A 25614-nucleotide genomic window follows, 5' to 3' on the forward strand; every position below is an offset into this window, starting at 1 on the left:
GATGCCATGAAGTATCTCTCGCTGGTGTGGGCGCAGTTGTTCCGCAGCAAGACGCGCACCTTGTTGACCTTGCTGTCGGTGGTGGCGGCATTCCTGCTGTTCGGCATGCTCGACTCGGTGCGCGTGGCCTTCACCGCCGGCGGCAATGTCAGCGGCGTGAACCGCCTGGTGGTGGCCTCGCGCCTGTCGATCACCCAGTCGCTGCCGATCAGCCTGGAGCCGCAGATCCGCAGCGTGCCGGGCGTGCGCGATGTGACCTCGGCGATGTGGTTCGGCGGGATCTACCGCGACCCGAAGAACTTCTTCCCGAACTTTTCGGTGGCGCCGAATTTCTTCGACGTCTACAGCGAGTACGAGTTGCCCAGGGAGCAGCTGAAGGCATTCCAGACCACGCGTACCGGCGCCATCGTCGGCGAGACCCTGGCCAAGGCCAATGGCTGGAAGATCGGCGACACCATTCCGCTGCAGGCCACCATCTTTCCGCGTGGCGGCAGCAACGACTGGCCGCTGCAACTGGTCGGCATCTTCCGCATGAAAGACCGCGCGGTGGCGGCCAACCAGGAGCGCCAGTTGATGATGAACTGGAAGTACTTCGACGAGTCCAACGACTACATCAAGAGCAAGGTCAGCTGGTACACGGTGACGCTGGCCAACGCCGACCAGGCCTCGCGCGTGGCGCAGGCCATCGATGCGTTGTCGGCCAACTCCGATCACGAAACCAAGTCACAGACCGAGTCGGCGTTCCAGCAGGCCTTCATCAAGCAGTTCGCCGATATCGGCCTGATCGTCACCTCGATCATGGCCGCGGTGTTCTTCACCTTGCTGCTGCTGACCGGCAACACCATGGCGCAGGCGGTGCGCGAGCGCATTCCGGAACTGGCCACGCTCAAGACGCTGGGCTTTCAGGACCGCACGGTGTTGAGTCTGGTGATGGTCGAATCGGTGCTGTTGATCGGGCTGGGCGGGCTGATCGGCATGGGCCTGGCAGCGCTGGTGATCCCGCTGATGGCCGCGCGCAGCGGCGGGGTGATGCCGGTGCAGAGCGTGCCGCTGCAGACCTGGTTGGTCGGGCTGGGCCTGATGGCCGGCATCGGCATCGTGGTGGGTGTGCTGCCGGCGCGACGCGCGCAGCGCTTGAAGATCGTCGATGCCCTCGCCGGCCGCTGACAGGAGCATGCAGATGCAAACCCAATGGAAGAACCGTCTGGTCAATCTGCTGTCGGTCGTGTCGCTGGCCGTCGGGCTGGGTGTGTGGATCGCATTGCCCTGGATCGGCGTGCTGGTCATCGCAGCATTGCTGGCGGTGTGGCTGCTGGCCACACGCAGCGGCCGGCTGTCACTGGCCGCCGCACGTATCGGCATCGCCACGCTGCCGCAACGCTGGGGTGCCAGCTCGGTGATCGTGGTCGGCATCGCCGGTGTGGTCGGGGTGCTGGTGGCGATGCTGGCGATGGGCCAGGGCTTCCAGGCCACGCTCAACAGCACCGGCGACGACACCACCGCCATTGTGTTGCGCGGCGGCTCGCAGGCCGAGACCAACTCGGTGATCACGCGCGAGCTGGTGCCGCTGATCAGCAGCCTGCCCGGCATCGCCGCCGATGCCAGGGACCGCCCGCTGCTGTCGCCGGAGCTCTCGCAAGTGGTCAACATCGCCTCCAAGTCCGATGGCACCGACGTCAACGCGCAGGTACGTGGCGTGGGCGAACAGGCCTGGGCAGTGCACGCCAAGGTCAGGCTGGTGCAGGGCCGGCGCTTCACCACCGGCCTGCGCGAGATCGTGGTCGGCAAGGGCGCGTTGAATCAGTTCCGTGGCTTGGAGCTGGGCAGGACGCTCACCCTCGGCAGCCAGCAATGGACCGTGGTCGGCGTGTTCGCCTCCGGCGATGCGCACGATTCGGAGCTGTGGACCGACGCGCAGACGCTGGCCACCACCTACAACCGCAGCGCCTATCAGTCGATCAGCGTACGCACCACCGGCAAGGCCGGTTTCAGCCAGTTCAAGACCGCCATGGCGGCCGACCCGCGGCTCAAACTGGATGTGGAAACCACCCGCGCCTACTACGGCAAACAGGGCGGCGGCTTGAACAGGTTGATCAGCGTGCTGGGCACGGTGATCGGCGCGATCATGGCGGTGGGCGCGGTGTTCGGCGCGCTCAACACCATGTATGCGGCAGTGGCCACGCGGGCGCGCGAGATCGCCACGATGCGCGCGATCGGCTTTCGCGGCACGCCGGTGATCATGGCGCTGATGCTGGAGACCATGCTGCTGGCGCTGCTGGGCGGCCTGCTCGGTGGCTTGATCGCCTGGGCCATCTTCAATGGCTACAGCGTGTCCACGCTGGGCAGCAACTTCAGCCAGATCGTATTCCAGTTCAAGGTCTCACCGGAGCTGTTGTGGAGCGGGCTGAAATGGGCGCTGGGCATTGGCCTGGTCGGCGGGCTGTTCCCGGCCTTGCGCGCGGCGCGCTTGCCGATCACGACGGCCTTGCGTGAGGTGTAGCGCGGGCCTTGGCCCGCCGGGAATCGGGAATCGGGAATCGGGAGTGGGGATTCGTGACAGCCAAAGCGGAGCAAGTGCGCTGCTGCGGCTGAACCTAGTGCAGGCTGTCATCGTTTTGTCACTGCAGTGCGGTAGATGCGCGGGCGGGCGGGCCGTAGGCTGCCCGGCCGTTGCATCCATCGATCGTGCCCATGACACGCCTGATTCTGCTGGCCTGCGCCTGCCTGTGGCTGGCCGGCTGTTCTTCGTCCTCCACTTCGCTCAGCGAACGCCTGGTTGCGCCCGGCGGCACTTCGCCATTGCTGGATGCCGAGCGCATTGCCGCCACCATCGCCACGGTGCCCAACCGCAGCGGGCATGTGGTCACGCGCGACCAGGTGCCGATCTTCTGGCGCGCGATCGACCCCGGCCAGTACGCCATGCACTACCGCTATCTCGGCCAGCGCCACGATCCGGCGCATGCGCTGGATGTGGATTTCAGTTTCAAGGTGCCCACCGCCCCCCCGCCGACGCCGCGCGGCACCGTGGTGCTGTTGCACGGCTGGATGATGGATGGCGATTCGCTGCTGCCGTGGTCGCTGGAACTGGCCCAGGCCGGCTACCGGGTGATCACCATCGACCTGCGCAACCACGGCCATTCCGGCGGTGGCCCGTCCGGCTACGGCACGCGCGAATCCGACGACGTCATCGATGTGCTCGATGCGCTGCAGCCGCGCGGCGAGATCCGCGGCCCGCTGTACCTGTTCGGCATTTCCTACGGCGCCGCCACCGCGCTGTTCACCGCCGACAAGCTCGGGCCGCGCGTGACCGGCGTGGTGGCGATGGAATCCTTCGCCAACGCCGGGCGCGGCATTCGCGACATGGTGCCGCACCTGCTCGCCAGCCAACCGAACGGCTGGCGTGGGCAGGCGGTGGCCGCGTATGCGCGCTGGCGCTATGCCGACCAGGATCTCGATGCGGTGATCGCCGCCGCCGACCGCCAGCTGCAGCTGGATCTGGATCACGTCGATGTCGCGCACGCCCTGGCCGACACCCGCAGCTGCGTGCTGCTGGTGCATGGCGATGCCGATCAGCACATCCCGGTGGCGCATGGACGTGCGCTGGCGCTGGCCAGCCCGCGCGCGCACTACGTCGAGCTGCCCGGCGAAACCCATCTGAGCCTGCCGCTGCGACTGGATCTGCTGGGCGGGCCGATCGACCAGTGGCTGGCGCAGACGCAGCAGGATCCGAATCACTGCCCTGCCCCGCAGGCACTGCCGACCTCCACGCTCGCGGTGGCGGCACCGGCGTCGGCGCCGCGCGGCTGAGAGCGGTGGACGAAGGTCGCGAACGGTCGTCAGGCGGGAGCGGACCGCGCGTTCCGAAACGGTGGGTCTGAATGACATGCCGATGACTGCACACGCACCGCGGTGAACGCAGTCGTCTGTTGCTCGCCCTGAATCCAGGCAGGAGCTGGGCAACGGCAGGCTGTCGAAGCGCGCACCGCGCTGCTACCCACCGCGCAACGCAGCCGCTGCGCGATTGCCCGGATCGCGCATCGGCCGATGCTTAAGGCGTCACCACCACCGGCCGCCGCTGCCGCCACAGGCTATCGCCGACGAACAGCAGCAGCCCCACCCAGATCGCGGCAAATCCGATCGCGCGCCCCTGATCGAACGGCTCGTGGAAGAACCACACGCCCAGCAGCAACTGCAGGCTCGGCGCGATGTATTGCAGGATGCCCACCAGCGACAGCGGAATCCGCCGCACGCCATACGCAAACCCGATCAGCGGCACCGCGGTCAGCACGCCGACGACGATCAGCAGCAGATCGGTACGCAGGTCCCAACCGCTCAGGAAGGCGCCGCCATGGCCCTGCTCGCCCCAGCCCGCCAGCAGCAGCGCCGGTACGAACAGGTACACGCTTTCCACGCCCAGCCCGGCCACCGGATCCACCGCCACCAGCTTGCGCAGCAGGCCGTAGGCACCGAACGAGAGCGCCAGCCCCAGCGCGATCCACGGCGGTGCACCGGCATCCAGGGTCAGCCACAGCACGCCCACCGCCGCGCATACCACCGCCACCCATTGAATGCGCTGCAGGCGTTCCTTCAGCACCAGCACGCCCAGCAACACGCTCAGCAGCGGATTGATGAAATAGCCCAGGCTGGCCTCGATCACATGCCCGGCGTTGATCGCCCAGATGTACAGGCCCCAGTTGAACGCGATCGCCACGCTGCTGCCGGCCAGCATCCACAGCGCGCGCGGCTGCGTGGCGACAGCGCGCCACCAGCGCAGGCCCGAGGTGGCCAGCAACCACACCACCACCAGCAACGCACTCCAGACGATGCGGTGCGCGATGATCTGCAGCGACGGCACCGCCTTGAGCAGATGCCAGTACAGCGGCACCAGGCCCCAGATCACGAAGGTCGATGCGGTGATCAGCAGTCCGCGGCGTGCCTCGATCGGCGAAACCACCGTCATCGCCGCGCCTTTGCCAGCGTCACCACCAGCACGCCGGACAGGATCACCGCCATCGCGCCGATGTCGTGCGCGCTGAAACGCTCATGCCCCAGCCAGGCGCCCAACGCCACCGCAATCACCGGGTTGACGTAGGCGTAGCTGCCGGCCAACGCCGGGCGCACGTGATGCAGCAGCCACACGTAGGCGGTGAACGCCACGATCGAGCCGAACACGCACAGGTAGGCCACGGCCAGCAGCCCCTGCGGGGTCGGCAGGCGCTGTGGGCGTTCGCCGATCAGCAGACCGGTGCCGACCAGCAACACGCCGCCGCACAGCATCTGCCCGGCGGCGGTCATGAACGGCGACGGCAGGTCGCGTCCGCGCGACCACACCGAGCCGAATGCCCAACCGATCGGCGCAATCAGCAATAACACCAGCCCGCCCGGCGAGGCGGTCAGGCTGCTGCCGGCATTGAGCCAGACCACGCCCAGAAAGCCGACCACGATGCCCAGCCATTCGCCACGGCTGGCGTGCTGCCCGCGCAAGGCGCCAAACAAGGCCATCCACAGCGGCACCGACGCCACCGCGGTGGCAGCCAGGCCGGACGAGACGCTGCGCTCGGCCAGCACCACCATGCCGTTGCCCAGCAACAGCAGGGCCGCGCCCATCATCGCCACGTTCCTCCACTGCGCACGCGTCGGCGCGGCCACACCACGCCAGCGCAACACCGCATACAACACCGTGCCGGCCACGATGAAACGCGTCCCGGACACCATGGTCAGCGGCAGCGCGCCGCCTTCCAGCGCAAAGCGGATCGCCAGATAGGTCGAGCCCCAGACCACATAGACCAGCAACAAAGCGACAACGACCAAGCCGCTGCGCGCAGGCACAGCAGCATCGTGTGAAGAGGACATCGGAGATTGCCAAGTGCAGCAGAAGCTTCAATTCTAGATCACCTGCCCACGCCAACGGCTACGCCCTCAGGCGCCTGCCGCGTTATGGTGCGCAGTGATCCCCGGCTCGGAGTGCCCATGCAGCGTCACGTCACCTGGTTGACCTTTGCCGCCCTGACCGTGCTATCGGCCAGTGCGTCGGCGCGCGTCCCCGAACCCTGGGAACCGAGCGGGCGCAAACTGCTCGAGGCCGGGCTGGACGGTTCGTTGGCGCCGGAAATCGCGCCCGAACAAACCGAACTCAAGGTCATGCTCTCGGCGAACCGCGCCGGCGCCTACCTGCTCGGCGTCGCCAGCAGCAGCTACCGCACGCACTGGTGCATGCCGGCCGGCAAAAGCGGCCCGCCGGATCTGCAGGCGATCATCGCCGATATCGGCGCGCTGCCGGATGCGCGCCTGGACGAGGCCGCACCCGCATTGATCGTACAGGCGCTGGCCAAGCGCTATCCGTGCCGCAAGTAGCGGGCGGTCGCCAGAAGCCAGCTCGACGCACCGCCATGCAATGGCCGGATGTGGTACACATGCGCCGCGCGAATCGCTCGCCGCGCCGGCTTGGACGCACCAGGCGTTTGAACACCGCTGGCCTTACTTGCGCGCGGCATCGCTGCTGGCGCGGATCGCCTTGAACTCCGAACCGTCCTGCCAGCTCGGCCACTGCCGGCCGTTGGCTAGCGCCACGCCGACGTCGTAGACCAGGGTGGTGTCGGCCGCGTGGCCGCTGGCGTCCCATTGCGGGGTCCAGCGGTCGCAGGGCTGGTGATAGCACTCGGCAAAGTACTTGTCGCGCAGCGCCTTGCCGGCCGCCACGCCGCCTTCGAGCATGTCCAGACCGGGCCCTGCGGTGATCGCCGGCACGCCCATGCGCGCAAAGGCGAAATGGTCGGCGCGGTAGAAGAAGCCCGCTTCCAGATTCGGGTCGGGCGAATAGCTGCGGCCGCGCGCCTTGGCCGCGGTTTCCAGATCGCCTTCCAGCGACACCCGTCCGCGTCCCCACGAGGCGATATCGCGGGTGGGGCCATCGGGGCTGAACATTTCCATGTTGAGCACCGCCACGGTCTTGTCCAACGGCGCCAGCGGATGGGCGGCGTAGTAATTGGCGCCGAGCAGGCCCTTCTCTTCCGCCGTCAATGCGATGAAATACAGCGTGCGCTGCGGCTTGGGGCCGGCGGCGAACACGCGTGCCAGCTCCAGCACGCTGGCCACGCCGGTGGCGTTGTCCACCGCGCCACGCCGCACCGTGTCGCCGCCGGCATCGGCCTTGCCCATGCCGAACGCATCCCAGTGCGCGGAGAAGATCACCGTCTCGTCCGGATGCTGGCTGCCGGTGAGCTTGGCCACCACGTTGTGCGTGACCACGCGCTCGCGCTTGAGCTTGAAGTCCACCGACAGCGTCGCATCGCCCAACGCCATCGGTGCGAAATCGCGCTGCTGCGCACGCTGCTTGGCCTGCGCAAAATCCAGCCCGGCGCGCTGGAACAACGACGCCGCCAACGTCTGCTGCATCCAGCCACGTACCGGTACGTGCTGCACCTTTGCATCGGCATCGCTGCGTTCGATATCGAACAGCGGCGACAGGCCCGAACTCTGCACCGTCGCCCAGCCGTACGCGGCCGGTGCGGTCTCGTGCACGATCAGCACGCCGGCGGCACCGCGACGCGCGGCCTCTTCGTACTTGTAGGTCCAGCGGCCGTAGTAGGTCACCGCCTTGCCATCGAAGGCGCCCGGCTGGCTGGATTCAAAGTCGGCATCGTTGATCAGCACCACCGCGATCTTGCCGCGCAGGTCCACGCCCTTGTAGTCGTCCCACTGCCGCTCCGGCGCGCTGATGCCGTAGCCCACGAACACCAGCGGTGCATTCTTCAAGCGCACCGCGGCCTGCGGACGCAGGCTCTGCAAGGTCACGTCGCTGCCATTGACCAGCGCCTGGGTCTTGCCGCCGACACGCAGGCTGGCGCGCACCGGGCCGTCCACCTGCGCGCGTACCAAGGGCACCGCCTGGGTCCAGCCGCCCTGCTCGCCACCCGGCTGCAGGCCGCCGGCCTTGAACTGCTCGACCAGGTAATCGACCGTGCGCTGCTCGCCGGCACTGGCCGGCGCACGGCCCTCGAACTCATCCGATGCCAGCAGGCGCACATGCCGCGACAGCGCTTCGGCATCGATGCCGCCACCGGGCAGATCGTTGGCCGCCTGCGCCACGCCTCCCACGAACAGGCAGGCGGACAACAACAGGATGCGCATCGGATTCACGGCGTGGCCTTGCAACAGATAGATGACACACAGTTTACAAGCGCGCGCCCGCCCCGGGACAGCAGACACGCCTTGCATACGCAACCTGCAACCTCTCGCCTGCCACCGCAGGCCAGGCAACACATTCTCAAGAAAGCAACCTGCAAACGGTCTGGTGCGGTGTCCTGGCCGCTTGCGGGACCGTGTGGCGGCATGGATGCCGCCACCGAGCCTCCACGGACGGGGTCACGGCGTGTCCCGCAAGCAGTGAGGGCGCCGCACGCTCGACTGACTCGGCCTTTGACTGCAGCCACGCGAGGCTACGACTCGCTACAGCGTTCGCCTGGTGAGGCGTTACCCGCTCCAGGCGCGCTAATTCGTACGCGTCGCGCGGTCCAGCCAGCAGGCCAGGCCCTGCGCATTGAGTTCGATATCGGTACCCAGCAACTGCGCCACGCGCGCATCGTCCAGGCGGCAGCCATGCAGGCGGGCGCGCTGCAGATACAGGTCGGTCAGCGCCTCCACCATGCAGCGATGGCGATCGGCGCGCTGCGCGCAAGCGAGCGCGATGGCGGTCATCGCATGGATCTGCTCGACCAGCGCCTGCGCCAGCGGTGCCGGCGATTCGACCCGGCCGTAATGGGTGAGATACATCGCCTGCGGCGCGGCCCCCATCAGCCGCGCGATCGACTGCAGCATCGCCTCCGGCTCGAACTGCACCGGCGAGGAGGTCGGCAGGATGAAGGCGCCTTGCGCGCTGTCGAGCTGGCGATACGACAGGCCGAAGGTGTCGCCAGTGAACCAGCTGCGGCTGCGCGCATCCCACACGCACAGATGATGTCGCGCGTGGCCGGGCGTCTCGATGGTGCGCAGCGCGCGCTCGCCCAGCATCACGGTCTGTCCGTCGGCCGCTTCCACCACGCGCTCGGCCGGTACCGGCACGATCGCGCCGTAACTGCGCGCCATTTCCGCCGCGCCGTACACCGCCGTGGCACCGGCAATCAGCCGGGTCGGATCGATCATGTGCGGCGCGCCGCGCGGATGCACCAGTACCCGCGCATTGGGCAGGTGCTGCAGCAAGGCACCCGCACCGCCGGCGTGATCCAGATGCACATGGGTCAGGATCAGCCAGTCCACCTGCGCAGGCGTCAGCCCGGCCGACTGCAACGCGGCCAGCATCTGCGGCACCGACAGCGAAGTGCCGCAATCGACGAAGGCACCCCGTTGCGCCTCGACGATCAGGTACGCCGCATCGAACTGCACACCGCCAAAGCCGGTGTCGATGGTCTGGATGCTGGAATCGGCAATCGCTGTCATTGCTCCTCCACGGCTATGCGAGAGGCCCCAGTCTAGCCATGGGTTCCACGCATGTCGTTACGCCTCGCGCAACACGCGCATCGCCGCCAGGATCACGTCCGCCTCCACCTGCGCATGCACGCCCGGCAATTGCAGGTCGCTGCCCTGCTCGGCCTGTTTCAGCCGCGCGATCAGCTGGCCCGCATCGCGTGGCGAGGCGAAGCCATCGCTGTGCAGCAGCAACGCGCCCGCGCCATCGGTCAACTTGAAATAGAACTGCCCATCGCTCTCGCGGTACTGCTTGAACACCGGCGGTGCGCTCTTCTCGCCCACCGCCGGCGCGGCCGCATCGCCCTGGCTGGACAGGTCGCGCAGGCCCACCGCAGCACGCAGCTCGGCCAGGAACGGCGTGGCGTAGCGTGCGCGCAGACGTGCGCCACCGGCGCGCAGAATCGCCTCGATCTTGCTCGGCTCGGCCATCAACGCGTCATAGCGCGTGCGCAGCGGTGCGATCTCCTGATCGATCCGCTCGAACAGCTGCTGCTTGGCATCGCCCCAGCCGATGCCATCGGCAAAGGCCTGCGCAAAGGCGGCCGTTTCCTGCGGCGTGGCGAAGGCCTGGTACAACTGGAACAACGCCGACCCCTGCGTGTCCTTGGCCTGGCCCGGTGCGCGCGAATCGGTGAGGATGGAGAACACCAGCTTGCGCAGTTCCTCGCGCGGGGCGAACAGCGGAATCGTGTTGCCGTAGCTCTTGCTCATCTTGCGGCCATCCAGACCCGGCAAGGTCGAGACCTGCTCATCGATCACCGCCTCGGGCAGGGTGAAGAAGTCGCGGCCATACACGTGGTTGAAGCGCTGGGCGAAATCGCGCGCCATCTCGATATGCTGGATCTGGTCGCGTCCCACCGGCACCTTGTGCGCGTTGAAGATCAGGATGTCTGCGGCCATCAGCACCGGATACATGAACAAGCCGGCGGTCACGCCCGCGTCCTCGTCCTCGCCATCGGCGCGATTCTTGTCCACCGCCGCCTTGTAGGCATGCGCACGGTTGAGGATGCCCTTGCCGGCCACGCAGGTCAGCAACCACAGCAACTCGGTGGTTTCCGGCACATCGGACTGGCGATAGAACCACACCGTTTCCGGGTCCAGGCCGCAGGCCAGCCAACTGGCGGCGATCTCCAGCGTGGAGCGTTGCGTCCGCGCCGGGTCCTGCGCCTTGATCAGGCTGTGCAGGTCGGCCAGGAAGTAGAAGCTCTCCGCATCGGCCGCCGCACTGGCCTGGATGGCCGGGCGGATCGCACCGACGTAATTGCCCAGATGCGGGGTGCCGGAGGTGGTGATGCCGGTAAGGACGCGAGTGGTCATCTGCGTAAGGCCAGGGAGTCAGCACGCAAGTTTAGCGGTTCCGCGCCCCTGGCATGGACGCAACCGCGTTGGATGCCTGCTGCCGCCTACGCCGGCGGCAGACGCGCAACGGGCCGCATCAGGCGGCCCGTTGTGTGCAATGTGCCGTCACCACTGTCTCACCGCAGTGGCTGGACGCAGTGAAGCGACACCGTCAGGTGTCGTCGCGCAGCGACTTCTCGAAGGCGCGCACCTCGGTCTGGGCACGATCGCGGTCCCAGCCATAGCGCTCCTGGAGCTTGCCCTGCAGATATTCGGCATTGCCTTCGGCCACCTTGAAATCGTCGTCGGTGAGGTCGCCCCACTTGGCCTGCGCCTTGCCCTTGAGCTGGGTCCACTTGCCGGAAATGATGTCAGTGTTCATTGCGTCGACTCCGCTGATGCGGCCGCGATTGACCGTATGCGCAGCTTGCCCCTGGCCCCGTTCGCCGCGGATCAAAAGCCGTCAAACCCGTACTCACCGCACTGAACGGTTGCCTGCGCTTGCGGCGCACCTTGTTCGCATCGGCTGTGCCCTCACACCTCATCGCAGCCCTGCGTGCGCAGAACGTCGGACAAAAAAAACGGGCCTTGCGGCCCGTTCTTTCTGCATGCAGCGCTCGATTACTTGCGCGCAGCGTCTTCCACCTTCTCGCCGGCGCCCTGCACGTCCTTGCCGGCACCTGCGACGGTGTTGCAACCCGACAGCATACCGACCGACAACACCGACAGCACCAGCAGCACAATTGCACGCTTCATAACAGACTCCTTCGTGGGTAAAGCGGCGGCTTGCCGCAGATCAATCAAATCAAACAACGATCAAACAAAACTCAAGGGTCAGCACTTACCGTCACTGCAATTGTCGGCCTTCTTCTCGACCTTCTCGCCCGCGCCCTGCATGTCCTTGCCGGCGCCAGCCATGGTGTTGCAGCCAGTCATCACGCCGGCCGAAAACAGGCCCAGTACCATCAGTGTCAGCAGTCGCTTCATCGGTCTTCCTCAGTTCTGCGTTCGGTGCAGACGCACCATCTCTGGCGACAAATCTGACTGCGCGGCCGTGGATTTGATGTGAACGTGGCGTGCTGCGTTCAGCGATCGATCAATCTCGCATCAGTGTTGACTTGCCGAACAGGCTCTCGACCAGATCCACCGCCAGCTCCGCCGTGGCGTTGCGGTTGTCCAGCACTGGGTTGAGCTCGACGATGTCCAGCGACCCCATGCGCCCGGTATCGGCGATCATCTCCATCACCAGCTGCGCCTCGCGGTAGTTGGGTCCCCCCGGCACGGTGGTGCCCACGCCTGGCGCGATGCTCGGGTCCAGGAAATCCACATCGAAGCTCACATGCAGATGGGTGTCCTCGCTCATGCCCTGCAAGGCGGTCTCCATGGTGCGCTTCATGCCGGCCTCGTCGATGTAGCGCATGTCGTAGACATCGATGCGGTGCTGCTTGATCAGGCGCTTCTCCTCCGGGTCCACCGAACGGATGCCGATCTGCCGCACCTGCTCGGGCAGCAGCGCCGGCGCACTGCCGCCCAGGTGGGTCAATGCCTGCGGACCCAGCCCGCACAGGCAGGCCACCGGCATGCCGTGCACATTGCCCGACGGCGTCACCTCGCTGGTATTGAAGTCCGAGTGCGCATCCAGCCACAGCACCCGCAACGGGCGTTGCTGTTCGCGGCAGTACTTGGCCACGGCGGTGATCGAACCGATGCCCAGGCAGTGGTCGCCACCGAGCATGATCGGCATGCGCCCGGCACGCAGCTGCGCATAGCTGGCCTCCATCAGCGCCTGGTTCCAGGCCACCACTTCGTCCAGATGCCGGTAGCCGGCCTGCGGGGCCTGCCAGGGATTGCGCGGCCCATCCAGATTGCCCAGATCGCGCACCTCCACGCCGCGGCCGATCAAGGCCTCCTGCAACCCGGCGATGCGCAGCGCCTCCGGCCCCATCCGCGCACCACGGTGGCCGGCACCGATGTCGGTGGGAACGCCAATCAGGGAAACCGGCAGGTACTGCGTTGCCATGCATTGCTCCAGCATCGAGAAAGCGCTGCAGTCTAGTCGCCGGCTCGCGCACTGACGCGCGGCAGCGCAGCACGACGCACGCCGTGCGTCCCATCACGCAATCGCATCTGCCACTGCAGCAATCGAAAGTGCGGCCGATAGTGCGTAGCGGGCAGTCGTCGGACCGGTTCGGGCAGCAGGCACAACACCGCCGCGTCGGCGTGATGCAGCCCGGCGAACCAGCGCCATTGGCCGCGTCCGCTTGGGGCGGCAACGGCGTCCCGACGGCCGCTTCAGGTGACGTGGTTGGGCAGTTTGTGGCGTATTCGCGCTTTGCCGAATGTGCTTGCCTGACCGCACAGTTAAGACATTGAGGGTGCTATGACGATGACAAAACGTGCCGATGCTACTGTTCGCCCGCCAGCGCGGGACCCGGTGTCATCGACAGGGTCTTTCATCGCGCAGCGCGTTTCGTACAGGGGAGGATTTCATGCCGCATAACGCCGTCAACCAGGTCGTCAAGGCTGCCGTGGGCGAGATCGCGCGGGCGACGCATCACTACGATCTGCAGCGCATCGGGCGCGAGTTCGCGCAGACCATCGAGCGCGAGCGGGGCATCCGCCTGTTGATGCTGTCCACCGCCGACGGGCGTGCCATCGCCGAACACTCCAGCCTGGATGTGGACGGTCGCCGGCTGGCAGCGATGGCCAATTCGTTCCTGACCCTGGGCGAGACGCTGGCGCGCGAATCCAGCCTGAGCGAAGCCGACTACGCCACCATCAGTACGCGTGGCGGGCAGCTGGTGCTGATCCGCATTCGCGCCGACAAACCATTGACGCTCACTGCGGTGGGCGGCAGCGACATCAATGCCGCGGCGCTGTTGTTCAACGCGCGCGACTGCGCCGGCCGTCTGGCTGCGGCGCTGGCGCAGCCGGCGAACTGAGCGTTTGGCATCGTTCGTGCTTGTGCCAATGCACCCATTTCTCATCGCTCGTAAGGACGACCCGTGTCAAAACTCAATCTGGAACACCTGCATTCGATCGCCGGCTTCGTCGGCGCCGCCCTGGTCGATAGCGACAGCGGCATGGCGCTGGGCATGACCGGCGGCACCGATCTCAACCTGGAACTTGCCGCGGCCGGCAATACCGAAGTGGTGCGTGCCAAGCGCCGTATCGCCGAGCAGCTCGGTCTGAACGACACCATCGAAGACATCCTGATCACCCTGGCGCGTCAGTACCACCTGCTGCGTCCGCTGGAGAGCAACGGCACCTTGTTCCTGTACGTCGTGCTGGATCGCGCCAAGGCCAATCTGGCCATGGCCCGCCACGAGCTCAAGGCGTTCGAGAAGAACCTGGACTTCGGTTGATGCCACACCGGCGGCGCGCACGCGTCGCCTGCCCGGCCTGCCGGCTTGTCCCGGCAGGCACCGCACTTTCAAAGCGCCGACGCGGCGCCCTGTCATGACCACACCCATTCACGCCATGCGGGTCGCCACGGCCGGCCTGGACCTGCTGCACACCACGCGCCTGAAACTGGCGTGCTCGTTGTTGCTGGCCGAGCGCATCGACGTGCAGCTGGGGCAATGGCCGCAACATACCGCCGAGGTGGTGGTGCTGGGGCTGGAAAGCGCCGACGGCCTGGCCGCCTGGCAGGCCTTGCAGGGGCAACCCGTGCGTGTGCTGGTGGTGTCGCGGACACCGGTGGGCGGCGCATGGCTCAAGCACGGCGCCACCGTGCGCGAACTCAACGAACAGATGCGCCTGCTGCTGTCGTCCTCCGATCACGCGCAGGTTGCCGAGCCGGCATTGCTGGTCCGCCATTGCCGCGGCGAGTTCGGTACCGCTGCGGTGCTGTTGCGCCATGCGCAACTGCAGGTGCGCGTGGATCCGGCCAACGGCTGCGTGCAGCTTCCCGCCGGCATTGCGTTGCCGGAGCTGGTCGCCGCACTGGATCGCCCCGGCTGGCAGGTCGTACCGGACACCGCCGATAGCAAATTGACCCAACGTCTTTCGTTCGAGGCGCTGTATTTCGCCCTGCCCGAGCACCTGCGCCCCGCGCTGCCGGCGGTCGAACCCAGCCACGCGTTGCAGTTGCGCCAATGGCCGGAGCTGAGCGCCGAGACCAGTTCACCGGCGCGGCTGCTGGCCATTGCCCACCTGCATGCGCGTCCGTGGCGCCCGCAGGCGCTGGCCAAGGCTTGCAAGCTACCGCTGCAAACGGTGGAATGCCTGTTCGCCGCGGCACTCGCCAGCGGCCTTGCCCAGACCGCGGAGATTCCCGTGCCTGCAACGCAGCCCCGCCCGGACAGCAGCAACTCCCGGTTTCTCTCCTGGGTCGCACGTCGCTTTGGCCTCTCTCTCTTTCAGGCGCAGTCATGAGTCTTCCGGCCAACAAACTGGTGTTCGTTGGCGGCATGGGCGCCGGCAAGACCACCGCCGTGCGCGCCATTTCCGACGTGGAGCCGGTCAGCACCGAGATGCCGCTCAGCCAGGATGCCTACGGCGACAAGACCTACACCACGGTCGCGCTGGACTACAGCTCGATCGAACTGGAAGACGGCGAGTTGCTGCACGTCTACGGCGTGCCGGGGCAGAAGTACCTGGATTTCATGTGGCCGCTGGTGTGCGACGGCGCCTTGGGCGTGATCGTGCTGGTCAGCGCGCGCGATCCGCAGATGCGCGATGCCACCGTGGCCTTGCTGCGCGAGTTTTCGCAGATCGCACCTGCGGCAAGCCTGGCGGTGGGCATCACCATGACCGACGAAATGCAGGACTTTTTGCTGCCGCCGTTCCGCGACGCATTGGTGGCCGAAGGCTTCCGCATCCCGGTCATGCGCGTGGATGCGCGCTCGGCCACCCAGATCACGTTCCTGGTGAAGTCGCTGCTATCCTATCGTTACACCTCGGCGACCAGCTGAGCGGGCGCGTACGTGGCATTGCCGACGTGGTCGGCGCGCGAGAAAAACAAGGAATCCGGTCACGACGGTGCCTGAGGGGCGTCACGCGGGGGATGCCGCCTCTAGGGTGGCGGCGACGCGTCCATCTTCCTTGATGCCAGGCACGCGACGCGAACGTCATACCTTCGAGCGCGCTGCCTGACTTGTTCAGTATGGCGCACGGTCGGAGACCAGGGCATCGGGACATTCCCGACATCGCGCAGGACATACCGGCGATACAGCATGGGCAATAGCGCTGATGGCGGGTCGCCAGCCGCGCACGCAACCGGCGGTTGCAAGGCACGCCCGGCGACGCGTTGGACACACCAGTCGTCCCGCCGTTCACGCACGCAGCGATGTGCGGCATCAACGCCCATCGGTGGACGCAGCAGATACCTGACCCACCGGGATCGGCAATTGCGGGCCGAGATCCCTGCCGCTGCGCAAGTGCTGATCCAGCACCATGATCGGATAAAGTAGCGCGATGACACTCGAACTGAAGCCCGGCGGTCTGCTGATCGCGATCGAAGGCATCGACGGCGCCGGCAAGACCACCCTCGCCCGCAGCCTGGCCACCACGCTGGAAGCGGCCGGCGCGCGCGTGGTGCTGAGCAAGGAGCCGACCAACGGCCCCTGGGGCACCCAGCTGCGCCAGTCCGCCGCCACCGGCCGCCTGCGCGCGGACGAAGAAGCCGAGTTGCTGATCCGCGACCGCCACGAGCACGTGGACACCCTGATCGCACCCGCGCTGGCACGCGGCGACATCGTGATCCTGGACCGGTATTTCCCCTCGATGGTCGCCTACCAGGGCGCTGCCGGCCTGCCGCTGGACGATCTGCTGGAACGCAACGCCTTCGCGCCGCGCCCGGACGTGCTGCTGCTGCTCGACCTGCCCCCGCCCACCGGGCTGGCGCGTATCCGCGCCCGCGGCGATGCGCCCAATCACTTCGAGACCCAGGACAACCTGGAACGCTGCCGCAGCATCTTTGCGCAGCTGCAGCTGCCGGGGAAGCACGTCGTGGACGCCAGTGCCGATGCGGACAGCGTGCTCCGCCAGGCCCACGCCATCGTCGTCGCCGCACTGGCCGACCGCCTGCGCAGCGAGGCCGCCGACGCCGACGCCGACAAGGCCACGCTGGAGCTGCTGTCGGCCGGTCGCCCGGCCTGAGGTGCTGCGCGAACCACGCGCAGGCAACCGCAACCGCGCAGTGATTGGCGGGCTGCGTGCAGGGATCTGTTCTCGACCGGTCGAACCCGCGAAGACGCGCTCCGGAGCGCTGACGGGCAGCCAGCACCGAGCTACATGCACAGATTGCGGGAGAGCACGAAGGACCTTCGTGGTGCCGGCACCCGGATTCGAACTGGGGACCTACCGCTTACAAGGCGGTTGCTCTACCAACTGAGCTATGCCGGCAAAGGCCAAGCGCGTTACGCGCCGGTGCGCATTCTAGCGCAGCGTGGCGCAATCTAGCGACCGCTGACGCGTTGCGCCTGCGGTGCCCTGCAATGTCCCGATCGCGGCCGTGCTGCGCACATCGATCCACCAGCGCGATTGCCCGCTGCCGCTGGGCAGCAGCTGCGCCGGAAATCCCGCGCCGACCAGGCTGGCCTGACGTCGCTCGGCACGTTCGCGACTCTGGTATTGCCCCAGCGCGATGCTGGTGTCCTCACCCTGGGCAATCACGTAATAGTCGCCAATGCCGGCCGCAGCAATACGTTTGACCAACGCCTGCGCCGCCGCACGGTCGCCGACATTGGGCAGCATCACCCGGAACGTACTGACCCCGGCGTCCTTGTCCTCGCGCACGCTGCCGCGCTTGGTCTGGCCACGCAAGCGTGCCAGCGCGGCATCGGCCTCGGCGCGCGCCGCATACGGCCCCAGGCTGGCACAGCGCTCCGGCGCAGCGGCCGGAGCGGGCACCGCCGGCGAAGCGTTGATCGGCGCTGCCGCGGCACGCTCGGCCGGCGACGGAGCGGGCTTGGCCGGTGCTGGTGATGGCGCCTGTGCCGATGACTGCGACGTGGCGGCCACCTTCGCCGTAGCCGCAGCTGTCGAGGAAGCTGCCGCCGCTGGTGCGGTCGTCAATGTCTCAGGCGATGCCGGTGCCGGCGCATCCGATGGTGCGGTCGGCGCAGCGCCCGACGCTGTCGCTGCGGTGCCTGCCTCGCCTGACACCGCAGGTGCCGCGGCTGTCGCCGTGCTCGGCAGTACTTCCAGGCGCGCCACGCCAGCCGGCTGCGGCGGTGCAGCCACGGCTGCCGGTGGCGGCTGCAACGCCCACCACAACGCCACACCGGCATTGAGGACGATCAGGACAACGATGAGTGCGCGCACATACATGCCAGGGATTCTAAGCGGGGGCGGTCACAACGCACGAGTGCTCGTCGACCCGCCGCCGAGGGCAGGGCCCGTGGGCGCAGTGCACCGGCGTGGCCGGCCGGTTCCGTCTGCCGGCCGCACCCGCTGCGAGGCCGTGCGATCGCGCGGCTCGCGCGTTCAAGCTGCCGACGCAGCCCTGGCCCAGATCGCCAGTCCGTCCAGCACCAGCGCCGCGCGGAAGCTGGCATCGGGCAACAGCGGCAGCAGCGGCGGCGCACCGCCCCCGTGCACCAGCAGCCGCACCGGCACGCCCAGGCTGCGTTGGGCATGCTGCAGGCTGCGTTCGATCAACGCCACCGCGGCGCCATCGCAGCCGGAGGTCAACGCGTCGTCGGTGTCGTCGGCCAGCTCGACATAGGCCCCGCCGCTGGCCGGCAACTGCACTGCGCGCGCATGCAGCGCTTCGCGCATCGTGGTCGGCGAGGCAGCGATCCGCCCGCCGTGGTGCTGTCCGTCGGCGCCCAGTACATCGATGGTCAGCGCGGTGCCCACGCCGGCCACCAGCACCGGTGCGTCGCCTCGTGCGCCCAGCAGCGCCAGGAAGCGGTCCACCCCGAAACGGCTCGGGTCTGCGTAGGCGATGCGAATGCCGGCGCATTCGGCCACGGTCCGCACGATGCGCACCTGTTCGAAGCGCTCGCGCAGGCAGCCCAGCATGCGCTGCGTCAATGCCGGCGCGGCCACGCTGGCCACGTGCGCAATGCGCCCGGTGGGCAATGCGGCCAATGCGGCCGCATCCATCGCCTCGGCACCGTGCGGCCAGGCCTGCACATCGCCTGCGCGGTCGCCCTGCAGCGGTGCGTACTTGAACCGCGAATTCCCCAGGTCGAACAACCACTCGCTCATGCAGGTCTCACGCTCACTTCTCCGGAGTGGAACAGCCGCACCGTCTCGCCCAGTTGCACCCGCAACGCGCCGTCGGCTGCCAGGCCAAGCGCAGTGCCATGATGCCGGGTGCCGGCTTCCTCGACCTGCACCGCGCGGCCGCGCAAGACGTCCAGGGCCGCATAGCGGCCCAGGAACGGGGCCAGCCCCTGCGCTTCGAACAGCGCCAGCGCCGGCAGCAGCGCCGACACCACCGCCGCCACCACGGTATCGCGCGACACCGCGTGGCCGGCTAGCGTATCCAGATCCACCCACGGTTGGTCGATCGTAGCGGCCGCGGCGGCCGGCATATGCACGTTCAAACCCAACCCGATCACCGCGCGCGCGTTGCCGGCCATTTCGCCGCCGCCTTCGATCAGCAGGCCGCCCAGCTTGCGCTCGCGCGCCAGCAGATCGTTGGGCCATTTCAGCCCGACATCGGCAAAGCCGCAATCACGCAAGGCCTCGGCCACCGCCACGCCCACGGCCAGGCTGAGCCCGGCCAACTGCCCCAGCCCACCGTTGAACCGGCGCGAGGCCGAGAGATAGATGTGCGCCCCCAGTGGCGAAGTCCATTGGCGTCCACGCCGGCCACGCCCGCCGGTCTGCCGCTCGGCCAGCAGCACTGCCACGCCCTGCTCCGGCGCCGGACGCGCCAGCAAGCTGGTATTGGTGGATTCCAGCGTCCAGGCGACCTCCAGCGCAGCCAGGCCTGCCAGCGCATCGGCCGACAGCGCTGCACGAATGCGCGCCTCGTCCAGCAGGTCCAGCGGTGCCGCCAGGCGGTAGCCGTCCCCGGTCCGCCCTTCGATCTCGACCCCGGCCGCGCGCAGGTGCTGGATCCGCTTCCATACCGCCGCACGGGTCAGCCCGGCGTCGCGCGCCAGCGCATCGCCGGATAGCCGGCCGCTCGCAAGTTTGGCCAGCAAGGCGCGGTCATCCACGGCAAGGTTCCCAAATCGATCCGTGAAAGTATGCGCCAAGCGCTCCCACCCGCCCAGCCTGGCTTGCGTGAGGGAGTGAAAAGCACGTTATGATCGGCCACTCACGCCGCTTGCCCTGGATGTGGACGATGCGCCGAATCACGGTTTGCCTGCTGTTGTTGTTGGCTCCGCTTGCCGCACTGGCATCGGACCCGCTGACCGATGGCGATCATGAGAGCTGCGTCAGCAGCAACTCGGCGGCACGCGGCAGGACCCCCAACAGCGACCCGGCAGCCCCGGCACGCGCTCCGACGCACAAGCCCGCGCCAGCCACCGGCGGCGGCGGCAGCGACGGCGACGGACTGTTCCCCCGCATGCGCACAATGCCGCGCTGGCATAGCTTCCTGCCGGGCATGTTCCGCTGATCCAGTGGTTGTTGCGCCGGCTGCGCCGGCCGCCGCTCGATATTCCCGATGCGTTGTGGGTTGCGGCCAGCCGCCGCTGCGCCTGGGTCGCTGCGCTCGACCCGCCCCGCCAGCAACGTCTGCGTGCATTGGCCGCGCAGTTCCTGCAGCAAAAGACCATTTCGCCGCTCGGCGGGCTGCAGCTGCAACCCCACGATCGCGTCTTGCTGGCTGCCAGCTGCTGCCTGCCGCTGCTGAACATCGGCGCGGCCGGCTGGCGTGGCTGGTCGCAACTGATCGTCTACCCGGACGCGTTCCGCGTGCAGCGCACGCATGTGGATGCGGCCGGGGTGATGCATGCCTGGGACGACACCCTGATCGGCGAGGCCTGGGAGCAAGGCCCGCTGATCGTCAGCTGGGCCGACGTGCAGGCCGACCTGGACGACCCGCAGGCCGGCTTCAACGTGATCGTGCATGAGATGGCGCACAAGCTCGATGCACTCGATGGCGCCCTCGACGGCACTCCGCCGCTGCCGCGCGATGCGCAGCGCGCCTGGGCACGCGATTTTCAGCAGGCCTTCGATGCCTTCTGCCAACGCGTCGATGCGGGCGAAGACACCGAGATCGACCCGTATGCCGCCGAAGCACCGGACGAATTCTTTGCAGTGGTGAGCGAATATCACTTCTCCGCACCGCAGCTGCTGGCGCGCGTCATGCCGGATGTTGCTGCGCAGCTGACGCGCTTCTATGGACCATCGCCGTTTGCGGCGTCAGCGCAGCGCTGATGGTGCGGTGACATGCCTGCATGCGTTGGGCTGTCGTCGTGCAATGCTGTCGCGCGCATCAATCGCACGCGTTTCAAGCGACTGAGCACACCAATGCGCGATGCCGCACGCGGCCACACGCGGGACGGATCGACATCGCTCGCGCATTGCCAGGCATTCAAACCAACCCAAGATCGCGCGGCCTGGCTCCGGGAAACACCTGTTCCAGCTGCGCAGGCGACAATCCCCACAACCGGCTCAATACACCGCCGAACAGGCTGCGGTAATTGGTGAGCACCGGATAATCGCGGTTCTGCAGCAGCTGTGCCTGCGCAACGGCGACCTGCTCGCCCGCGATCCGGCCGCCACGCACGCTGCCGCCCAGTATCCAGTACGTGGTGCCATGCCCATGATCGGTGCCCTTGCTGCCGTTCTCGCGGAACGTGCGGCCGAACTCGGACAGCACCACCACCACGGTGTCCTTCCATGCCGGCCCCAGGGCCTGGGCATACGCCGCCAGTCCTTCGCTCAGATTGCGCAGATTGTTGGCCAGGCCACCTTCGACACTGCCCTGGTTGGCGTGCGTGTCCCAACCGCCGACATCGACAAATCCCAGCCGATAACGCTCGCGCATCAGGCTCGCCATGCGCCGGGTTTCGTCGGCGAAGCTGCGCGCGCTGGCGGCACCGCGACCGGCCTGCTCCATCTCTTCGCGCAGCTGCGCGGTGACCTGCTGACGCAGCGCCAGACCTTCGCGCGCGGCCGCTGCCAGCGGCGTTGCGTCGTACATCTGCGACAGGATCTGCGCCTGTCGCGCATCCACACCGCCCTTGCCGATGCCCCGCAACGACACGTTGGGCAGGTCGCCGCCGCCCTGGAAGGTCAGCGGCAGCGAATCGGTGAAGGCAATCGCCGGCACTCCGCTGAGCACGCCCGACAGGCGCGCCATGAAGCCGGAACGATAATCGCGGCGCTGCGTGCCGGCCTGCCCGGATTCGATGTCGTCCTGGGTTTCGAAGTGACTGCGCGACAGATCGTCGGTGCCGGCAAACGGCACGAACGCCAGCTGCTGGCGTTGCCATAGCGGCAGCAGCGCATCGCGCATCACCGGGTTGAGCCCCCATTGCGTATCCAACGCAATGGCACTGCCCGGATTGGCCGCATCCGGCCGCGCAATCGCCAGGGTCGGACGCGCCTGATAATAGAAATCGCTGGCATGCGGCACCAGCAGGTTGTTGCAGTCATAGCCGCCACGCAGGAACACCACCAGCATGCGCGCACTGTCGCGTGGTGCAGCAAACAGGCGACCGCTCCAGGGCAGGCTGGCGGCCGCTGCAGAGGCGAGCAGAAATCGACGTCGTTGCATGGCGCACTCCCGTGGCGGTGATCGCTGGTCGGTTGTTGATCAGCGGGTATTGCATCGGCGGCCGTTGAATCGGCGCCCCTTGAATCAGCGATAGTTGAAGTCCGGCGATGACAGCAGGAATCCGTTCCATTCCGCAGGCGAACGCGCCTGGTCCAGCGCCTCGCGCGTGCTGCTGGAAAGCGACGGCGCAACCCAGCGATACGATGGGCGCGTATCGATCCGCGTCAGCGCCGGAAGTGGCGTGTCGTTATCGCCATCGAAGCGAAACAATTGCCTGGGTCCGCCACCCAACGCACGCGCCACCTCGAAGCGGCGCGCCAGCTGCCCGGAGCTGGTCCACGCCTTCGATTGCAGCGACCACCCATCGGGAGTGATGCGCCCGAACACCGGCTCGCCGAGTTGCTGCACCCAGCTCACCATCGGCGCGGCATTGACCACCGGCTGGCCCTCGTACGCCAGCCGCATCGCCGAAACCACGAACCGATTCGGATCCTTGAACTTGCGCGGTTGCGCCTGCGCAAACTCCGCTGAATCCAGCAGGGTCTGCATGACCTTGGCGATATCGCCATCGCTGCGCTGAAAGGTGTTTGCCATGCGCTCGACCAACGCGGCCGGTGGCGTGTCGCTGACAAAGTACTCGGCCAGGCGCTGCGAAATGAAATGGGCGCATGCCGGCTGCCGCACCAGCAACTGCACCGCACGCGCGATCTCATCCAGGCCGCCGGCGGCGATGCGCTGGCCAAGCAAGGTCTTGTCGCCAGGTTGATGACGCGCAGGATTGAATTCGAACAGCCCCTTGCGCACCACCTGCGGCTGCCCCGGCGCGGTAGCGGCCAGCGGCGGAGCGCCCTCGGCCTTGACCGGCACCAGGCCGGCACCGGTAAGAATCAGCGCCAGCTGCTGCACATCCTGCTGGCTGTAGCCGCCATGCACGCCCAGCGTGTGCAGCTCCATCAGTTCGCGTGCGTAATTTTCGTTGACCTTGCCTTTGGCGTTCTTGGCGTTGTCCAGATATTCCAGCATCGCCGGGCTTTCCAGCGTCGCCATCACCAGGTCGGCGAACTTGCCGGTGGCATGCGGGCGGATCGCGTTTTCCATGTAATCGGCCGCCATCCATTTCACGCGCCCCTTGTCGGCGTACACGCTGAAATGATTGAGCCAGAACCACACCAGCTGCTCATGCACCTGCTCCGGCGCATACACCGCACGCAACAGCTGCGCCTGACGCGCCTGGGTCAGCATCTGCCCGCCACGCGCCTGCCACGCCTTGCGCAATGCTGTCTTTTCATCGCCATCAGGCATGCCTTGCAGGCGGATCTTGTCGGCCTCGTACTGCGTCAGCAAGGCCAGCAAGGGCGTGTGCAATGCATCGAATTGCTGCAGTTGGGCACGGATCGGCGCTGGCAGTGCCGCATCGTCGCCGGCCTGCAATAGCAACCTGCCGTAGCGCTTGGGCCCGAGCCGCTGCAGTTGCGCTGCGCTGCCGGCATCCACGCCGTAGGTGGCACGCTGCAGCCAGCGTGTCTGGGTCGGCGTCAGTGCTGGATTGGCAGCACTGCACGACATGGCGAAGACACAACCCGCGAGAAGCCACGTCAGCTGCCATCGGTGGCGGCGGCGCGTGCCCACCGGATGTGCGCTCAGCCAGCGCGTCTGTGCATTGCGCTCGAACATGCAATTCTCCATCGCAACGGCCTGAAACGGGCCCAGTATGGTCAAGCCAACGCGCGGGGCGTTAAACGGTTGTCGGAGTGCGCTGCAGCGTTGACCACGGGTTCATTGCGCACCCAATGCCGGTCACAGCCCCGGCGGAAGGGTCACGTCGAAGCGGGCACCGCCCAGTTCCTGCGAGCGCACCACCTGCAGTTCGCCGCGGTAGGCCTTGATCAGGTCCTGCACGATCGACATGCCGATGCCGTGGCCTTGCACGCGCTCGTCGCCGCGCACGCCACGCTGCAGGATCTTGGCCACGTCTTCCGGCGCGATGCCGGGGCCATCGTCTTCCACCGACAGGATCAAGCCGGCGCGACGGCTGCCGGTGGTGGGACCGGGCTGGGCGGTCAGCAGCACGCGGCTGCGCGCCCATTTGAAGCCGTTTTCCAGCAGGTTGCCCAGCAATTCCTGCAGGTCGCCCGGCTCGCCATGAAAGCGCGCGTCGGGCGAAATATCGAACTCGCACAACACGCCCTTGACCGAATAGACCTTCTCCAGTCCGCGCACGATTTCTTCGGCGGTCGACTCGATCGGCAGCGGTGCGGCAAACAGCTTGTGGCCGCTGGAGGCCGCGCGTGCGAGCTGGTAGGACACCAGGTCGTTCATGCGGCGCAGCTGCACGTCCATTTCCTCGTGCAGATCGCGCTCGGACTGCCCGCTATCGAGCTGGGTGCGCAACACCGCGATCGGCGTCTTGAGGCTGTGTGCCAGATCGGCGAGCGTATTGCGCTGGCGGTCCAGATTGTCGCGCTCACTCTCGATGAAGGCGTTGATGCTTTCGGTCAGCGGCTCCAGCTCGCGCGGATGCTGCTCGCTCATGCGCTGGATCTCGCCGCGCTGCACCTTGGTCAACTCGTTGATGACCCGCCGCAGCGGACGCAGGCTCCACTGCAGGATGAAGGCCTGCAGCACCAGCAGCACCACGCCGGCACTGCCGAGATAGAACCACACCGCGCCACGGAACACGCGCAGCTGCGCGCCCATCGAGCGCGCATCTTCCATCACGTAGATGGTGTACGGAATCTCCCCGCCGTGTTCGCGCTCGACGTAGCTCACACCCAGGCCGTAGCGGTACAACTGGCCCACGCTGCCGTCGATCTGGGTCATCTCCAGCGGGCCGATGAATTCTTCCTGGCGCGGCTCGAGCATGCGCCCGTGCGGAATATTCGGGCCCTCGGCTGACATCGAGGTCCAGCTTTCATCCGGGCGCACGACTTCCACGTACAGCCCGCCACCGGGCACATCGAAACGCGGGTCTGGCGGCTGCCCGCCGATATACAGCGAGCCGTCGCGGACGAAATCGATATTGGCCGCGTACGCAGAGGCGTAGTTCTTCAGCCGCTCGCGCAGGTTTTTCTCGGCGGTATCGGCAAACGCCACATCCAGCGCATACCCCGCCAGGGCCAGGAAGGCCACCAGACTGAGGCTGGCAGCCAGCAGCTGGCGGGCCTGCAGGGAGCGCG

General features: G+C 67.3%; 26 protein-coding genes and 1 tRNA gene. 11 read left to right on the forward strand and 16 right to left on the reverse strand.

The window, feature by feature from the left end; translation table 11 throughout:
* The first annotated feature begins 6 nt into the window (after window positions 1-6).
* The 3 genes from H7A87_RS18965 (at window position 7) to H7A87_RS18975 (ending at window position 3807) form a co-directional block, all read left to right on the forward strand.
* Complete coding sequence (locus H7A87_RS18965; protein ID WP_119129801.1) at window positions 7-1167, forward strand: ABC transporter permease; 1161 nt, start codon at window positions 7-9, stop codon at window positions 1165-1167.
* A 13-nt stretch (window positions 1168-1180) separates the two neighbouring features.
* Window positions 1181-2500, forward strand: a complete 1320-nt coding sequence (locus H7A87_RS18970) for an ABC transporter permease (RefSeq protein ID WP_180496799.1) — start codon at window positions 1181-1183, stop codon at window positions 2498-2500.
* Between the two features lie 191 nt (window positions 2501-2691).
* On the forward strand, window positions 2692-3807 hold the full coding sequence (locus H7A87_RS18975) for an alpha/beta fold hydrolase (RefSeq protein WP_104584260.1): 1116 nt from the start codon (window positions 2692-2694) through the stop codon (window positions 3805-3807).
* Between the two features lie 241 nt (window positions 3808-4048).
* On the opposite strand, the gene rarD is transcribed toward H7A87_RS18975, so the two are convergent.
* Both rarD and yedA read right to left on the reverse strand, forming a co-directional pair.
* Window positions 4049-4960 (reverse strand): EamA family transporter RarD, encoded by a 912-nt coding sequence (rarD, locus tag H7A87_RS18980; RefSeq protein WP_119129802.1) that lies wholly within the window; start codon window positions 4958-4960, stop codon window positions 4049-4051.
* Window positions 4957-5853, reverse strand: a complete 897-nt coding sequence (gene yedA, locus H7A87_RS18985) for a drug/metabolite exporter YedA (RefSeq protein ID WP_119129803.1) — start codon at window positions 5851-5853, stop codon at window positions 4957-4959. Before yedA ends, rarD begins: the two co-directional genes overlap by 4 nt.
* A gap of 117 nt (window positions 5854-5970) precedes the next feature.
* Here yedA and H7A87_RS18990 point away from each other — a divergent pair, with 117 nt between their 5' ends.
* Entirely contained in the window at window positions 5971-6354 is a 384-nt protein-coding gene (locus H7A87_RS18990) for a Rap1a/Tai family immunity protein (RefSeq protein WP_232087887.1), read from the forward strand.
* 123 nt (window positions 6355-6477) lie between these two features.
* Here the strand turns inward: H7A87_RS18990 and H7A87_RS18995 are convergent, their stop codons facing one another.
* The 7 genes from H7A87_RS18995 to rocF all read right to left on the reverse strand — a co-directional run bounded on the left by H7A87_RS18995 (window position 6478) and on the right by rocF (window position 12823).
* The gene (locus H7A87_RS18995) at window positions 6478-8172 is read right to left on the reverse strand and encodes a M28 family metallopeptidase (protein WP_180497048.1); all 1695 of its coding nucleotides are present in this window, start codon (window positions 8170-8172) and stop codon (window positions 6478-6480) included.
* A 318-nt stretch (window positions 8173-8490) separates the two neighbouring features.
* Complete coding sequence (locus H7A87_RS19000; protein ID WP_119129805.1) at window positions 8491-9435, reverse strand: MBL fold metallo-hydrolase; 945 nt, start codon at window positions 9433-9435, stop codon at window positions 8491-8493.
* A 57-nt stretch (window positions 9436-9492) separates the two neighbouring features.
* Window positions 9493-10782, reverse strand: coding sequence for a tryptophan--tRNA ligase (locus H7A87_RS19005; RefSeq protein ID WP_119129806.1), 1290 nt, complete (start codon window positions 10780-10782; stop codon window positions 9493-9495).
* Window positions 10783-10975: 193 nt separating this feature from the next.
* Window positions 10976-11185, reverse strand: coding sequence for a CsbD family protein (locus H7A87_RS19010; RefSeq protein ID WP_016904514.1), 210 nt, complete (start codon window positions 11183-11185; stop codon window positions 10976-10978).
* A 239-nt stretch (window positions 11186-11424) separates the two neighbouring features.
* Window positions 11425-11559, reverse strand: a complete 135-nt coding sequence (locus H7A87_RS19015) for an entericidin A/B family lipoprotein (protein WP_016904515.1) — start codon at window positions 11557-11559, stop codon at window positions 11425-11427.
* Window positions 11560-11637: 78 nt separating this feature from the next.
* The gene (locus tag H7A87_RS19020; protein WP_006451340.1) at window positions 11638-11790 is read right to left on the reverse strand and encodes an entericidin A/B family lipoprotein; all 153 of its coding nucleotides are present in this window, start codon (window positions 11788-11790) and stop codon (window positions 11638-11640) included.
* Between the two features lie 109 nt (window positions 11791-11899).
* Window positions 11900-12823, reverse strand: coding sequence for an arginase (gene rocF, locus H7A87_RS19025; RefSeq protein WP_119129987.1), 924 nt, complete (start codon window positions 12821-12823; stop codon window positions 11900-11902).
* Window positions 12824-13292: 469 nt separating this feature from the next.
* Here rocF and H7A87_RS19030 point away from each other — a divergent pair, with 469 nt between their 5' ends.
* The 5 genes from H7A87_RS19030 (at window position 13293) to tmk (ending at window position 16905) form a co-directional block, all read left to right on the forward strand.
* Complete coding sequence (locus H7A87_RS19030) at window positions 13293-13745, forward strand: roadblock/LC7 domain-containing protein (protein WP_104649943.1); 453 nt, start codon at window positions 13293-13295, stop codon at window positions 13743-13745.
* Between the two features lie 63 nt (window positions 13746-13808).
* Window positions 13809-14168, forward strand: a complete 360-nt coding sequence (locus H7A87_RS19035) for a roadblock/LC7 domain-containing protein (protein WP_119129807.1) — start codon at window positions 13809-13811, stop codon at window positions 14166-14168.
* Between the two features lie 94 nt (window positions 14169-14262).
* A complete protein-coding gene (locus H7A87_RS19040) occupies window positions 14263-15180 on the forward strand; it encodes a hypothetical protein (RefSeq protein ID WP_119129808.1) in 918 nt (305 codons plus the stop codon).
* Window positions 15177-15719 carry a GTPase gene (locus tag H7A87_RS19045; protein ID WP_016904520.1) on the forward strand — a complete coding sequence of 181 codons (543 nt, stop codon included), beginning with the start codon at window positions 15177-15179 and terminating at the stop codon, window positions 15717-15719. Before H7A87_RS19040 ends, H7A87_RS19045 begins: the two co-directional genes overlap by 4 nt.
* A gap of 502 nt (window positions 15720-16221) precedes the next feature.
* Complete coding sequence (gene tmk / locus H7A87_RS19050) at window positions 16222-16905, forward strand: dTMP kinase (RefSeq protein WP_104584242.1); 684 nt, start codon at window positions 16222-16224, stop codon at window positions 16903-16905.
* Window positions 16906-17075: 170 nt separating this feature from the next.
* On the opposite strand, the gene H7A87_RS19055 is transcribed toward tmk, so the two are convergent.
* The 4 genes from H7A87_RS19055 to birA all read right to left on the reverse strand — a co-directional run bounded on the left by H7A87_RS19055 (window position 17076) and on the right by birA (window position 19964).
* Window positions 17076-17151 (reverse strand) — tRNA-Thr (locus H7A87_RS19055).
* 33 nt (window positions 17152-17184) lie between these two features.
* Complete coding sequence (locus H7A87_RS19060; RefSeq protein WP_119129809.1) at window positions 17185-18078, reverse strand: SPOR domain-containing protein; 894 nt, start codon at window positions 18076-18078, stop codon at window positions 17185-17187.
* 156 nt (window positions 18079-18234) lie between these two features.
* A complete protein-coding gene (locus H7A87_RS19065; RefSeq protein WP_119129810.1) occupies window positions 18235-18963 on the reverse strand; it encodes a type III pantothenate kinase in 729 nt (242 codons plus the stop codon).
* Entirely contained in the window at window positions 18960-19964 is a 1005-nt protein-coding gene (gene birA / locus H7A87_RS19070) for a bifunctional biotin--[acetyl-CoA-carboxylase] ligase/biotin operon repressor BirA (protein WP_321186793.1), read from the reverse strand. Before birA ends, H7A87_RS19065 begins: the two co-directional genes overlap by 4 nt.
* A 50-nt stretch (window positions 19965-20014) precedes the next feature.
* Between birA and H7A87_RS19075 the strand changes: the two genes are divergently transcribed.
* Together H7A87_RS19075 and H7A87_RS19080 are read left to right on the forward strand one after the other, a co-directional pair.
* The gene (locus H7A87_RS19075; protein WP_104649935.1) at window positions 20015-20329 is read left to right on the forward strand and encodes a hypothetical protein; all 315 of its coding nucleotides are present in this window, start codon (window positions 20015-20017) and stop codon (window positions 20327-20329) included.
* Window positions 20330-20337: 8 nt separating this feature from the next.
* Entirely contained in the window at window positions 20338-21093 is a 756-nt protein-coding gene (locus tag H7A87_RS19080) for a M90 family metallopeptidase (protein ID WP_119129812.1), read from the forward strand.
* 157 nt (window positions 21094-21250) lie between these two features.
* On the opposite strand, the gene H7A87_RS19085 is transcribed toward H7A87_RS19080, so the two are convergent.
* The 3 genes from H7A87_RS19085 to H7A87_RS19095 all read right to left on the reverse strand — a co-directional run bounded on the left by H7A87_RS19085 (window position 21251) and on the right by H7A87_RS19095 (window position 25606).
* Window positions 21251-22438: a DUF1501 domain-containing protein gene (locus tag H7A87_RS19085; RefSeq protein ID WP_119129813.1), complete on the reverse strand. Its 1188-nt coding sequence runs from the start codon at window positions 22436-22438 to the stop codon at window positions 21251-21253.
* A gap of 84 nt (window positions 22439-22522) precedes the next feature.
* Entirely contained in the window at window positions 22523-24124 is a 1602-nt protein-coding gene (locus H7A87_RS19090) for a DUF1800 domain-containing protein (RefSeq protein ID WP_119129814.1), read from the reverse strand.
* Between the two features lie 111 nt (window positions 24125-24235).
* A complete protein-coding gene (locus H7A87_RS19095) occupies window positions 24236-25606 on the reverse strand; it encodes an ATP-binding protein (protein ID WP_024939071.1) in 1371 nt (456 codons plus the stop codon).
* Window positions 25607-25614: the final 8 nt, after the last annotated feature.

It is taken from the genome of Xanthomonas sp. CPBF 426, assembly GCF_903989465.1.
Taxonomy (GTDB): Bacteria; Pseudomonadota; Gammaproteobacteria; order Xanthomonadales; family Xanthomonadaceae; genus Xanthomonas; species Xanthomonas euroxanthea.